At 71.4% G+C, this 12,729-nt stretch carries 12 protein-coding genes and 1 tRNA gene; 10 read left to right on the top strand and 3 right to left on the bottom strand.

The window, feature by feature from the left end:
• The first annotated feature begins 348 nt into the window (after nt 1–348).
• The gene (gene bldC, locus ADY01_RS08410) at nt 349–555 is read left to right on the top strand and encodes a developmental transcriptional regulator BldC (protein ID WP_019431930.1); all 207 of its coding nucleotides are present in this window, start codon (nt 349–351) and stop codon (nt 553–555) included.
• 361 nt (nt 556–916) lie between these two features.
• On the opposite strand, the gene ADY01_RS08405 is transcribed toward bldC, so the two are convergent.
• Nucleotides 917–991: transfer RNA gene (locus ADY01_RS08405), tRNA-Asp, on the bottom strand.
• Nucleotides 992–1,048: 57 nt separating this feature from the next.
• Nucleotides 1,049–4,996 (bottom strand): ATP-dependent RNA helicase HrpA, encoded by a 3,948-nt coding sequence (gene hrpA, locus ADY01_RS08400; RefSeq protein ID WP_049568264.1) that lies wholly within the window; start codon nt 4,994–4,996, stop codon nt 1,049–1,051.
• Nucleotides 4,997–5,087: 91 nt separating this feature from the next.
• Here hrpA and ADY01_RS08395 point away from each other — a divergent pair, with 91 nt between their 5' ends.
• Entirely contained in the window at nt 5,088–6,065 is a 978-nt protein-coding gene (locus ADY01_RS08395) for a membrane protein (protein ID WP_049568262.1), read from the top strand.
• On the top strand, nt 6,062–6,493 hold the full coding sequence (locus tag ADY01_RS08390) for a TIGR03668 family PPOX class F420-dependent oxidoreductase (RefSeq protein WP_049568259.1): 432 nt from the start codon (nt 6,062–6,064) through the stop codon (nt 6,491–6,493). The genes ADY01_RS08395 and ADY01_RS08390 overlap by 4 nt, the downstream gene beginning before the upstream one ends.
• 5 nt (nt 6,494–6,498) lie before the next feature.
• On the opposite strand, the gene ADY01_RS08385 is transcribed toward ADY01_RS08390, so the two are convergent.
• Nucleotides 6,499–7,209, bottom strand: coding sequence for a hypothetical protein (locus ADY01_RS08385; protein WP_049568256.1), 711 nt, complete (start codon nt 7,207–7,209; stop codon nt 6,499–6,501).
• A 384-nt stretch (nt 7,210–7,593) separates the two neighbouring features.
• Between ADY01_RS08385 and ADY01_RS08380 the strand changes: the two genes are divergently transcribed.
• The 7 genes from ADY01_RS08380 (at nt 7,594) to ADY01_RS08350 (ending at nt 12,471) form a co-directional block, all read left to right on the top strand.
• Nucleotides 7,594–8,331, top strand: coding sequence for a GntR family transcriptional regulator (locus tag ADY01_RS08380; protein WP_049568254.1), 738 nt, complete (start codon nt 7,594–7,596; stop codon nt 8,329–8,331).
• An 835-nt stretch (nt 8,332–9,166) separates the two neighbouring features.
• Nucleotides 9,167–9,565 (top strand): NUDIX domain-containing protein, encoded by a 399-nt coding sequence (locus ADY01_RS08375; RefSeq protein ID WP_049568250.1) that lies wholly within the window; start codon nt 9,167–9,169, stop codon nt 9,563–9,565.
• Nucleotides 9,566–9,776: 211 nt separating this feature from the next.
• Nucleotides 9,777–10,046, top strand: coding sequence for a hypothetical protein (locus ADY01_RS08370; protein WP_049568247.1), 270 nt, complete (start codon nt 9,777–9,779; stop codon nt 10,044–10,046).
• Nucleotides 10,043–10,513 (top strand): Pycsar system effector family protein, encoded by a 471-nt coding sequence (locus ADY01_RS08365; protein WP_049568244.1) that lies wholly within the window; start codon nt 10,043–10,045, stop codon nt 10,511–10,513. The genes ADY01_RS08370 and ADY01_RS08365 overlap by 4 nt, the downstream gene beginning before the upstream one ends.
• The gene (locus tag ADY01_RS08360) at nt 10,510–10,908 is read left to right on the top strand and encodes a hypothetical protein (RefSeq protein WP_049568239.1); all 399 of its coding nucleotides are present in this window, start codon (nt 10,510–10,512) and stop codon (nt 10,906–10,908) included. Before ADY01_RS08365 ends, ADY01_RS08360 begins: the two co-directional genes overlap by 4 nt.
• Nucleotides 10,905–11,495 (top strand): hypothetical protein, encoded by a 591-nt coding sequence (locus ADY01_RS08355; protein WP_049568236.1) that lies wholly within the window; start codon nt 10,905–10,907, stop codon nt 11,493–11,495. Before ADY01_RS08360 ends, ADY01_RS08355 begins: the two co-directional genes overlap by 4 nt.
• Nucleotides 11,488–12,471: a hypothetical protein gene (locus ADY01_RS08350; RefSeq protein WP_049568330.1), complete on the top strand. Its 984-nt coding sequence runs from the start codon at nt 11,488–11,490 to the stop codon at nt 12,469–12,471. The genes ADY01_RS08355 and ADY01_RS08350 overlap by 8 nt, the downstream gene beginning before the upstream one ends.
• Nucleotides 12,472–12,729 lie beyond the last annotated feature (258 nt).

Below are 12,729 nucleotides of genomic sequence, written 5' to 3'. Positions count from 1 at the left end.
TAAGGAACTCTTGCCAACAAGTAGTCTCCTCGTGTCAAAATAGGACAAGGAGTCCGGAGGGGCTCCCGCCTGTCCGTCCGGTCATCGTGTCGTGACTGGGCGTCACGGTCGAGTGACTGTCCGTTATGGCATGGTCCAGTGGGCTTCCGCCGAGGTTGAACACCTGAGAGGGCAATTCCATCGGTTTGGCCGACCCGGCTAGACGGATGGTGTAGTTGTAGTGCCGAGGACAAGCCGTTCGTCCTATAACCGACTCGACCCCCGTCGCCCATTTCGGGCAACGTGGGTCAAGGTGCAGAATTTAGAGGAAAGAACCGTGATGGTTCGGTTCTCCCGAGGAGGCCGCTCATGACCGCTCGCACCCCTGATGCCGAGCCGCTGCTGACCCCGGCTGAGGTTGCCACGATGTTCCGCGTCGACCCTAAAACGGTCACACGCTGGGCAAAGGCGGGCAAGCTCACGTCCATCCGCACGCTCGGCGGGCACCGCCGCTACCGCGAAGCGGAGGTGCGCGCACTGCTCGCGGGCATCCCGCAGCAGCGTGGCGAGGCCTGAGCAACGCAGCAGTACCCAGGCTCCGGGGCCCCCACTCCGGTCCGCTTGGCCCCCGATCGCGTCGGACTCCGCCGGGTCCGACGCGATCTTTTTGTGCGTCGGGGCGTGCGTCCGGGCCATGTCGGACACCATCCGACACCGCGTACAATTGCACATATTAAATTGGCGGGTGTCTCTACGGGGTCGAACGAGCTCAGCCCGCAGTCAAGTTCAGTGACTCCCGTCACACCCCCCGCGCCTTGCCCGCCCAGATGATCTTGCGGTAGTGCGCGCCGCTCCGTCTCCTCTCGCCCTTCCCCACCCACTCCTACCCAACAAGAGAGCCCGGACCCCCACTGTGGGGGATCCGGGCTCATACGAGCGGTCCTGACGGGATTTGAACCCGCGGCCTCCACCTTGACAGGGTGGCGAGCACTCCAAACTGCTCCACAGGACCATCTGCGCGAGCGAGACTCTACCCCAGCGCGGGCGCGGGGAGCCAATCAGTTCGGGATCAGGGCGCCAGGGCGTCGACGGCCTTCACGATCCGCTTGTCGGAGACGGGATACGCCGTGCCCAGGGCGTGCGCGAAGTAGCTCACGCGCAACTCCTCGATCATCCAGCGGATCTCCGCCGCGCCCGCCGGCGCCGGGCGCCCCGGCGGGAACTGCTCCAGCAGCCAGGCGTATTCGTCCCGCATCTCGTGCACCTTCGCCATCCGCGCCCGGTCCTTCTCGGCCTGGTGCGGGAGTTGCTGGAGCCGCCGGTCGGCCGCCATCAGGTAGCGCAGCAGGTCGGGGAGGCGCCGCGCGCCGTGCGCCGTGACGAACCCGGGTGCCACCAGGGCGCCGACCTGCTCGCGCACGTCGCCGACCGCGGGCCCGAGCACCGGGCTGGTGACCGTGGCCAGCCGCCGCTGCACCGCCTGCCAGGCGCTCAGCACCTCCCGTACCTGCCGCACGATCCGCTGCGTGAGGTCCACGATGTCCGCCCGCACCGCGTCGAACAGCTTGGTGAAGCCCTCCTCGTCCCACGCCGGTCCGCCGTGCGCCGCGATCAACTGGTCGGCCGCGGCCGTCGCGCAGTCGTCGAACAGCGCGGACACGCTCCCGTGCGGGGTCGAGGAGAGAGCGAGCTTGGCCGCGTTGTCCAGCTGCCGCTGCGCGAACTTGGCGGGGTCGGACGGCAGGTTGAGCAGCACCAGGCGGCGCGTCCCGGCGCGCATCGCCGTCCGCTGCTCCGCCTCGGTGTCGAACAGCCGCACCGCGACCGTCGCGCCCTCGTCCACCAGCGCCGGGTACGCCTTCACCGGCTGCCCGCCGCGCCGCGTCTCGAAGGTGCGCGGCAGCGTGCCCACGGTCCAGGCCACAAGGCCCGAAGCCGTCGCCGTGAACGCCTCGTTGAGCGCCTTGCGGGCCTGCGGGCGCAGCCGCTGCCGCAGCGCCTCCAGATCCTTGTCCTCCGCGTTCTCACGGGCTCCGGGCAGCGGCTTGCGGTGCTCGTCCACCACGCGGAACGTGATCCGCAGGTGCCCCGGGATCCGCGACTCGTCGAAGTCCTCGGCGGAGACCGGCACTCCGGCCATCCGCGTCAGCCCGGCGGCCAGCGCGCCCCGCAGCGGCCCGGCGGCCGGATCGGGGGCCGTGCCGAGGAAACGCCGCGCGAAGTCGGGAGCGGGGACGCAGTGGCGGCGCACCGGCTTGGGCAGCGACCTGATCAGCTCGGTCACCAACTGCTCGCGCAGGCCCGGGATCTGCCAGTCGAACCCGTCCGGCGTCACCTGGTTCAGCACGGGCAGCGGCACGTGGACCGTGACGCCGTCGGCGTCCGCGCCCGGCTCGAACTGGTACGTCACGGGGAACGAGAGCCCGCCCTGCCGCCAGGTGTCCGGGTAGTCGTCCTTGGTGACGCCCTCGGCCCGCTCGTTGATGAGCATCGACTTCTCGAACGTGAGGAGGTCGGGGTCCTCGCGGCGCCTCTTCTTCCACCACGCGTCGAAGTGCGCCCCGGACACCACGTCCTCGGGGACGCGCTGGTCGTAGAAGTCGTACAGCGTCTCGTCGTCCACCAGGATGTCGCGGCGCCTGGCCCGGTGCTCCAGCTCCTCGACCTCGGCCAGCAGCTTCCTGTTGTCGTGGAAGAACTCGTGCCGCGTCCGCCAGTCGCCCTCCACCAGCGCGTTCCTGATGAAGAGGTCCCGCGAGGTCACCGGGTCGATCCGGCCGTAGTTCACCTTCCGCTGGGCCACGATCGGCACGCCGTACAGCGTCACCCGCTCGAACGCCATCACCGCGGCCTGCTTCTGCTCCCAGTGCGGCTCGCTGTGGGTCCGCTTGACCAGGTGCCCGGCCAGCGGCTCGACCCACTCCGGCTCGATCCTGGCGTTGACCCGCGCCCACAGCCGGGAGGTCTCCACCAGCTCCGCCGACATCACCCAGCGCGGCGGCTTCTTGAACAGCGCGGAGCCGGGGAAGACGGCGAACTTCGTGCCGCGCGCCCCCAGATACTCGTGCTTGTCGGTGTCCTTGAGCCCGATGTGCGACAACAGCCCGGCCAGGAGCGACTGGTGAACGGCTCCAGGCGCGGCGTCCTCGTCCCGCTCCGACAGCTCGATACCCAAGGTCCTGGCGACCGAACGGAGTTGGGAGTAGATGTCCTGCCACTCGCGTATCCGCAGGTAGTTGAGGAACTCGGTGCGGCACATCCGGCGGAACGCCGAGGAGGACAGGGCCCGTTGCTGCTCGCGCACATAGCGCCACAGGGCCACGAACACCAGGAAGTCCGACTCCTCGGCCGGGCCCTCGCGGAAGCGGGCGTGCTTGGCGTCCGCCTGCTGCTGCTTGTCGGCCGGCCGCTCGCGCGGATCCTGGATGGACAGCGCCGCGGCGATCACCATCACCTCGCGGGCGCACCCGTTCCGGTCGGCCTCCAGGATCATCCGCGCCAGTCGCGGGTCGACCGGCAGCTGGGCCAGCTTGCGGCCCGTCTCGGTCAGCCTCCCCTCGGCGCCCAGCGCGCCGAGCTCCTCCAGCAGCTGCACGCCCGCCTTGATCGAGCGGTGGTCGGGCGGGTCGATGAACGGGAAGCGCTCGATGGCGCCGAGCCCCGCCGCGTTCATCTGGAGGATCACCGAGGCCAGGTTGGTCCGCAGGATCTCCGCGTCGGTGAACTCGGGCCTGGAGAGGAAGTCCTCCTCCGAGTAGAGCCGTACGCAGATGCCGTCGCTGGTGCGCCCGCAGCGGCCCTTGCGCTGGTTGGCGCTGGCCTGCGAGACGGGCTCGATCGGCAGCCGCTGCACCTTGGTGCGGTGGCTGTAGCGCGAGATGCGCGCGGTGCCCGGGTCGATCACGTAGGTGATGCCGGGGACGGTCAGCGAGGTCTCGGCCACATTGGTCGCCAGCACCACCCGGCGGCCCGGGTGCGACTGGAAGACCCGCTGCTGCTCGCCGTGCGAGAGCCGCGCGTACAGCGGCAGGATCTCCGTGTGCGCCAGGCGCCGCTTCTCCAGCGCGTCCGCCGTGTCCCTGATCTCCCGCTCCCCGGAGAGGAAGACGAGGATGTCGCCCGGCCCCTCGGCCTGGAGCTCGTCCACCGCGTCGCAGATCGCGGTGGTCTGGTCGCGGTCCGGGGCCTCGCCCTCCTCCTCGAGGAGCGGCCGGTAGCGCACCTCCACCGGGTAGGTCCGGCCCGAGACCTCGACGATCGGCGCGGCCCGCCCGTCGCGGCCCGCGAAGTGCCGCGCGAAACGCTCCGGGTCGATCGTCGCGGAGGTGATCACCAGCTTCAGGTCGGGGCGGCGGGGGAGGAGCTGGGCCAGATACCCCAGCAGGAAGTCGATGTTGAGGCTGCGCTCGTGCGCCTCGTCGATGATGATCGTGTCGTACTGCCGCAGCTCGCGGTCGTGCTGCACCTCGGCCAGCAGGATGCCGTCGGTCATCAGCTTGACCAGCGTGGAGTCCCCGGCCTGGTCGGTGAACCTGACCTTGAAGCCGACCGCCTCGCCCAGCGGCCCGCCCAACTCGTCCGCGACCCGCTGCGCCACCGTGCGCGCCGCGATCCTGCGCGGCTGCGTGTGCCCGATCAGGCCCCTGACCCCGCGGCCCAGCTCCAGGCAGATCTTCGGGATCTGCGTCGTCTTCCCCGAGCCCGTCTCGCCGGCGACGATCACGACCTGGTGATCGCGTATCGCCTCCAGGATCTCGTTCTTCTTCTGGCTGACGGGCAGCTGCTCGGGGTAGGTGATCTTGGGAACGGCGGCCCGCCGCGCCTCGACGCGCAGCTCGGCCGCCTCGACGGCCTCGGCGATCTCGGCGAGGACGGACTGCTGGGCGGCGGGCTTGCGGACGCGGCGCGCGCCGTCGAGGCGGCGGCCGAGCCGCCGCTCGTCGCGCAGCGTGAGTCCGGGCAGCCGCTCGGCCAGGGCCGAGAAGGAGGCCGATACGGGGGAGGGGTGCGTAGACATACGCACCCAAGCGTCTCACCTCCGCACGGTGGGCGGCGAGCCCTTATCCGGGCGGGCGTGTTGTGCCGTTATGTCCGCATAGGGTGGCCGGATGAGTGATCTTGTGCGCGCGTTCCGTCACTCCCCGTACGCGCCCGCGGTGGTGGTCGGGCTGCTCGTGGCGGGCTCGGCGGGCCTGTTCGCGGGCTCCTACATCTACGCCATGGCCAACCCCACCCCGCACGACGTGCCGGTGGCCGTCGTCGGCGAGCCGGACCCGGCGTTCCTCCGCGCGCTGGAGCACGGCCTCGACGCCTCGCTGGACCGGCGCCGGTACGGCAGCCGTCCACAGGCTGTGGACGCCGTCGAGGACCAGAAGGTCTTCGCGATCGTGGCGGAACGGCGCGGGGTCATGGAGGTGGACACCGTGAGCGCCGCGGGCTCGGAGGTCGCGATGGTGCTGGCCAAGGGCGCGAGGGCGGCGGCGAAGCGGGCGGGCACGGAGGTCAGGGTGCGCGACCTCAAGCCGCTCAACCGCGGCGACCCGCGCGGCCTCGCGCTCTTCTACGTCACCATCGCGGCGGTGATCGTCGGCTTCCTCGGCGCGGTGCAGCTCGGCTTCAACGCGTCCGCGCTCACGCCACGTGAACGTGTCCTGTTCATCGCCGGGTACGCGGTGCTCGGCGGCTTCTCCATCGTGGGCGTGGTCGGCTGGGTGACGGACGCGGTGGGGCTGCCGTTCCTCACGTCCTGGGGGATCCTCTCGCTGACGATGTTCACGTCGGGGATGATCTTCACCATGTTCAACACCCTGGTCAGGCGGTGGGCGATCCTGCCGACCTGGGTGCTGATGGTGATGCTGGGCAACCCCTCCTCGGGCGGCGCCGTCTCCTGGCCGCTGCTGCCGTCGCTGCTCGGCACGATCGGCCGCTGGCTCCCGCCGGGCGCGGCGGTCAACGCCCTGCACAACGCGGTCTACTTCCCCGGACACCAGCACGCGCAGCCGTACGTGGTCCTGGCCGCCTGGGCCGCGCTCTCCCTCACGGTCTTCGCCATCTGGCGCCGCCGCCACCCGGGCGGCAGGGGATGAGGCTCAGTGACGCGGAGTGCGGTCAACGGCTCGCCGCGGCACGGGTGCTGCGGCTGGCCACGACGGACGCCTCGAACACGCCGCACCTGGTGCCCGCGGTATTCGCGGCACGGGGGAATGTCCTGGTGAGCGCGGTGGACCACAAGCCCAAGCGGCACCAGGACCTCAGGCGGCTGCGGAACATCAGGGAGAACCCGCGGGTCTGCGTGCTCGTGGACGCGTACAGCGACGACTGGTCGCGGCTGTGGTGGGTCCGCGGCGACGGGCGGGCCGCGATCCTGGAGGGCGCCGCCCGCGCGGAGCCGCTGGACCGGCTCGCGGAGAAGTACCCGCGGTACCGCGAGCGGCGTCCGATCGGCCCGGTCATCGAGATCACCGTGGAACGCTGGACCGGCTGGGCCTCCGGTGACGCGGACTCCTCGGGGTAGCCGGTTCAGGCGCCGCGGAAGGCCGCCGCCGTCACGTCCCGCTCCAGCTCGACCCGTTCATGCCCGTATACACGCGACGCCGAGATGCGGACGACGAGGCAGAAACGTTCCGGGGAGGCCAGCGACCTCGACAGCGACCGATGGTCGCGCTTCAGGAAGTGCATGGCGGCGAGGTTTGCGTACTGGACCTGCCCGCAGATGAGGAACACCGGGCGGCTCGCCTCCCGGGGCGTGAACTTGGCGATGACCGCGTACTCCCGTTCGCCCAGGGCGAGCCGGAACTCCTCGCCACCCGCGGTGATGGCGCCCGAGTCGGGCCCCGGACCGAGGGGGGTGAACGCGACCCCGGGGAGGTGATGCGCCAGATGCGCGGCGGAACGCCGGTTCGCCACGGGCCCGCCCAAGCAGAACTCCGTGGCCTCGCCGTTCGTCCCGAGGAACTCGTCGGCCGGTTCGACGCTGATCCGGCCGCCCAGCTCCTCGACGAGAGGCGCCACCTCAAGCAGGGCCCGGACATCCCGGTGGCCCGTCGCCCGCGGCTTCTCGTGGTGTCGGCTCAGGATGAGCAGACAGCGCTGACCTGGCTGGATACCGAAGAACGCCGCTTTCCCACGCCAGAGCCGCGCCGCCTTGGCACGCTGCGCCAGCCAGACGGAGCCACCGCTGATGACCGTCGTGATCAGCCCGATGAGTATGTTCAGCATCACCGATGACATACGCCCCCCACCTCGCGGCCAGGGTATCGAGCCCTGCGCGGCGAGGGCCGTCGACGGGTGCGCAGGCGCACAGAAGAAGGCCCTGGCGGGCGTGGCCCGCCGGGGCCTTGGTGGTGGGGAAGGAAGGTGGCTGGGGCCGGGGTCGAACCGGCGACCTTCCGCTTTTCAGGCCGTGCCGGGGGCTGGCTGGCCCGCTAGATGATCACCTTCCTGACCCTGTGGCGTCCGTCAGTGTGCGCCGGTGTTGGCGTACACGTTGGCGTACCCCTGTCCTGTCCTGACCGCCTTCAGCGGCTCGCCGAGAGCGTGCAGGGCTCCCCGCGAGGCACCTCCGCGCGGCCTGTGCGAAGGTGGAAGTGACCACCCTAGGGAAGTGAGGATCTTGTGGCTGAGACCGCCAGGCAGATCGCCGACCGGCTGCGGGCTCGCATCTCCTCAGGGGACCTGGCACCGGGCGACCGGCTCCCGGGCGAACCCGCCCTCGTGCGCCAGTACGGCGTCGCCAAGGAGACCGCACGGCGTGCCCTGACGCTGCTGGTGTCGGAAGGGCTGGCCATCCGCAAGCGGGGCAGCGGGACGTACGTGCGGGAGTTCCGCCCGATTCGCAGGGTGGCGAACCGGCGACTGGCTCAGGACGGCTGGGCCGCCGGCCGCTCCATCTGGGACGCCGATCTCGGCGACCGCCCGCTGTCGGTCACGGATTTGACGGTGACCGAGGTGCCTCCTCCCGACCTCGTGATCCAGGGGCTGGGGCTGGATGACGGCGCGCGGGTCGTGGTCCGCGACCGTCTGTTCGTCGTCGAGAACGAGCCAGTGCAGGCGGCCACGTCGTACCTCCCCGCCGACCTGGTCCGGGGCTCAGCGATCACCCAGCCCGATACCGGCCCCGGTGGCACGTACGCCCGCCTCGCCGAACTCGGCTTCAAGCCGGTCCGGTTCAGCGAGGAGCTTCGCGCGCGCATGCCCAGTCAGCCCGAGGCCGAGCGCCTGCGGCTGGCTGAGGCCACCCCCGTCGTGGAGATCTGCCGCATCGCGTTCACGGAGGACGGGCGGGCCGTGGAGATGAACCAGATGGTTCTCGACGCCGGTGTCTATGTCCTGGAGTACCACCTGAGCAGCTAGAACGCCCGCGACTGACCGAGGGAGCCCGCCAACGGCGGGCTCCCTTTCTGCGTGCCCTCGGCCCAATCGGTTGACATCCCTAGGGAGCTTGCTCTTAAATCTCCCTAGGGAGGTTCACGCTTCCCGGGAACGGCTTCTCCGCCGTTTCCCGGGAGACGTTGCGTCTCCACACAGCTGAGGGCGGGGACGCTGCAATCCCGCTAAAGGCCAGGTGGAACAGGGTTTCGGCCCGTACTGGCGAGGTGGCCCGGCGACCGCGAGCAACGGCCGGAGTGTGGGGACCACGGTCCCCCTTGCAGTGCACAGCCCTTGCCCGAGCCACCGAGAGGAGTTCCTGATGCGCCAGCGAAGTACCCGGGCGCTGCCGGTGCTGGACCGGTTCGGCAGCTAGGCCCGCCGCGTCATCTCAGGTCGAACGACCCGCAGGCACCTGAGCTGCCCGTGACCGCCGCCCCCGTCGATACGTCGACCGGGGGCGGCGGTGCGCGGGGGGATGCAGGACTGCCCCAACAGCACAGAGGCCCTGACCAGCGACGCAACCGCTGATCAGGGCCGAGACAGATCAACACCTAACGCAGCTAGGAGTGATCCGAGTTGGAGAGTAACGACTCCCAGTCCGGTAGCGGCACCCCCGACTGGTGGGGCAAGGACGCCCAGCCCAACGACGCGTGGCGCAAGCACTGGGGTGGGAAGTGAACTGCCCCATCTGCCACAACGCCAAGACCGGCACCTGTAGCAACTGCGGCATCTGACACTCCCCTTTCCGGCCCGCCCCGGACGCCCATCCGGGGCGGGCCACCCCAACCGACACGAAACGAAGAGGGGCCATTCACCCGTGAAGCACACCGCTGACACCGTCATCCTGGCCGAAGGGCACGTCCTGCTGATCCAGCGCCGCTGGGACCCCTACGCGGGCCGCTGGGTCCTTCCCGGCGGGCACGTGGACGCCGGTGAGAACGCCCTGTCCGCCGCCGCCCGCGAGCTGGCCGAGGAGACCGGCATCGCCCTTTCGCCGGCGCGTCTCCGGCAGGTGGGCGTCTACGCGGCCCCCGGCCGCGACCCGCGCGGCCGGTACAGCACCACCGCCTACACCGCGACCCTGCCCGCCCCGATCCAGCCGACCCCGGCTGACGATGCCGCTGACGCCCGCTGGTGGCCCCTGACCGCACTGCCGGAGATGGCGTTCGACCACGCCGACATCCTGCGCGACGCCCTGGGTCGCCCCGCGGCCTGACGGCTGCCCGATCCGCCGGTCCCGTACCGGCGGTGAGGGGAGGTGCCAGGACCCCCGCATCCTCCGCCCTCGCGAGGGCGCCCTGTCCGGCGACTGCTACGCCGGGCGGGGTCTTTCCACTTGTTCACGCCCGGGACGACGGCACTCCGGCCAGAGATCACCCGCCGTCCCGGGTCCTGCCCATCCCTTCGAAGAGAGACAGGACCCGATCATGCGATCGTTCATCGGCACCAGTGAGGTGCTGACCCCCGACGACTTCATCGAGCTGGCGCTCGGTCTGGGCACGCTCCCCGAGTTGTGGCTCGGGGAGCCCGGCGAGACCGAGGCGGAGCGGGCGGCCCGGCTGGACGCTGGCGCGGACATCCTCGCGGATGACCCCGAGCTGGCCGCGCCGGTCACGGCGCTGGCCGTCCTCGCGTTCGAGGAGTACGCCCACCACTTGGCCACCGCCCGCCGTGCTGTGAAGGCGGTGACCCCGTGAGCACCCTCCCGACCCGTGACCCGGATGTGGCGCTGGGTGAGGCGTATGCCGAGATCCAGGCGCAGATCGCCCGCACGGACACCAAGGCCAGCATCCTGCTGGCCGCGATCGGCGCCGGGCTGGCGGTGCTGGGAGCGACCGGCACCGCGGTGACGCTGCCGCTGGTCGGCGGGATCGCCGCCGGGCTGTCTGCCGCCGCCCTGGCGGGCGCGGCCGGGCTGCTGCTGGCCGTCATCCGCCCCCGCCTGCTGCACTCCGGCCCCGGCACGCTCCTGCGCTGGGCCTCCTGCACGCCCGAGGAGTTCCGCGCCGACATCGCCACGGATCACCGGGCGCAGGTCGGCCCCGCTCTGGCCCGTCTCGCGGTCGCCAAGTACCGCCGTCTCCAGCGCGCGATCGACTGCATCCGCGCCGCCGGCGCTCTGCTCGCGGTCGCGGCCCTGACCGCGCTCGGGGGTGTGCTGTGAACGAGCTGCTGAACGAGCGGGAGCTGCTGGCCACCTGGTCCCAGGGCGCGGGCCGCGACCTGTGGCTGAAGGTTCTCGCCAACCCGCACACCGATGCCGGCGCCGGCCTCGCCCGCCGCGAACTGGCCGACTGCCCTTCCTCCTTGGAGGCGCTGACGGCCAACGCCGCGCTGGTGGCCCACCTGATCGGGTGCCGCTGGTACGTCATGCGCGACGCGATCGAGGCCGGCGCCACCTGGCAGCAGGTCGCCGACACCCTGCACCTGACCGTGCCCGAGGCCCTGAACTACTACCGCGCCGCGATCGCCGAACAGGAACGCCACGACGTGCCCGGCCACGACACGGCCCGCGCCCGCGCCGTCCTGGACAGCCACGAGGGAGATGAAGCCCGGTGATCCGCATCGTGAGGGGCAGGACCTACCGGGGGCTGCAAGAGCGCGCCGAAACGGCCGGGCGCATGCCGGGCCTGGTCTCGGAGGTGGAGCGGCTGCGGCGGCACGCGGCGGAGGACTCCGCGCTGATCGACCGGCTCAACGGCGAAGTCGTGGAACTGCTGGGCCAGGCGCGCGAGGACGAGGAGGAACTCCAGCGCGCCCGCCGCGAGGCGGAGGAGCTCCGCGGTGAGGTCGCCCGACTGAGGGGGGTGATCCGGGAGGCGGAGGGTGTGGCGGTGTGGGTGTTCCTCACCTTCCACGCCGGGCGCCTGCACAGCGTTCACGCCAGCGCCGCCGCGGCCCGCGCGGCGGCGGAGAACGACCCGGAGGACCCCGCGCCGCCCGGCCGCTGGACCGGATGGGTGCCCTCCACCCCGGCGGGGGCGCCGACCGGGTGGAGCCTGCGGCGGGTCCGTGTTCACGGCCTGCTCAACGGAGTTCACGCTGCCCCGGCCGGTGTTCACGACCCCGGGCCCGGTGTTCACGGCGCCGGGCCCGGTGTTCACGGCGCCCCGGATGGTGTTCGCGGGGGTGGGCGGGATGGATGAGCGGACGCTGCGCCAGGTGGAGCGGACCCTGTCGGCCGGTACCTGGCTGATCGTCTTCGGCGCGGTCCTCTACTCCGTGCTGACAGTCACCCCGCTGGTTCGCGAGGTGACCCCGGCCGGATGGGAGTGGACCGCGCCGATCCTGCCGATCGTGGTCGACACCGCGGTGGTCATCGTGGTCCGGCTGGACTCCGCGCTGGCCCGTGTCGGGGCGCGTGGGGGCCGCTGGCCCGTGGTGCTGCGGTGGATGACCGGCCTGATGACCCTCACCCTGAACGTCGGCGGCTCCTGGCTGAAGGGCGATCTGGTGGGGGTGGCGATCCACTCCGTCGCCCCGCTGCTGCTGATCGTCACCGCCGAAGCGGGGCTGGCCTACCGCCGCGCCCTTTCCGGTGCGGTGGACCGCCGCAAGGCCGAGGAAACCGCCGCCCGCGCGGCCTGTGAGCAGGCCGCGCGGGAGCGTGAACAGCGTGAGCGCGAGGAGCGCGCCGCCGAACGCGAGGCCGTCGAACGGCGCGCGAGCCAGGAGCGCGAGCACGCGCTCGCCCTTGCCCGGGAGGAGCGGGAGCACGCCGCGCAACTCGCTCGTGAACGCGCCGACCGCGAGCGTGAACACCACGCCCGGCAGCTTGAACACGCCGACCGGGAGCGTGAGCGGGCCGAGCGGGAGCGTGAACACCACCGCCAGGTGCGTGAACAGGAAGAGCGGGAGCGCCAGGCCCAGCAGGCGAAGGAACGCGAGGAGAAGGAAGCCGCGGCCCGCGCCGCGCAGGCGCAGGCCGATCAGCGCCGCGCCACGCTGCTGAACGCCGGGCCCGCCGACGAGAAGCAGCCCGAGCACATCGCACGGGAGACCGTGGCCACCGCGCACGCGGCCGGGCTGTCCATCCGGCAAGCCGCCGAACTGTGCGGCTGGTCCGTCGGCTGGGTCACCGCCCGCTACGGCGAACACCGCAGTCAGGCGGTGGTGGTGTGAACGTGTTGTCGCTGTTCTCCGGGATCGGTGGTCTTGAACTCGGCTTGGAACGGGCCGGTATGCGCGTGGTGGGCCAGGTGGAGAAGGACGTGTTCTGCCGGCGGGTGCTGGCTCATCACTGGCCGGAGGTCGATCGGCATGACGACGTACGCACCGCCCCCGCCTGGTGGGACGCCCACCCCCTGCCCGTGATGGAGGGCAAGGCGATCCTCTTCAAGCAGTTCGGCGGCGTGGACGCGGTGCCGGTCGCGCTCGACT

This window comes from Streptomyces sp. SBT349 (assembly GCF_001083795.1).
In the GTDB taxonomy this organism is placed as follows: domain Bacteria; phylum Actinomycetota; class Actinomycetes; order Streptomycetales; family Streptomycetaceae; genus Streptomyces.
Note: the sequence above shows the minus strand (reverse complement) of the source record. Positions and strands in the feature narration are given on the sequence as shown.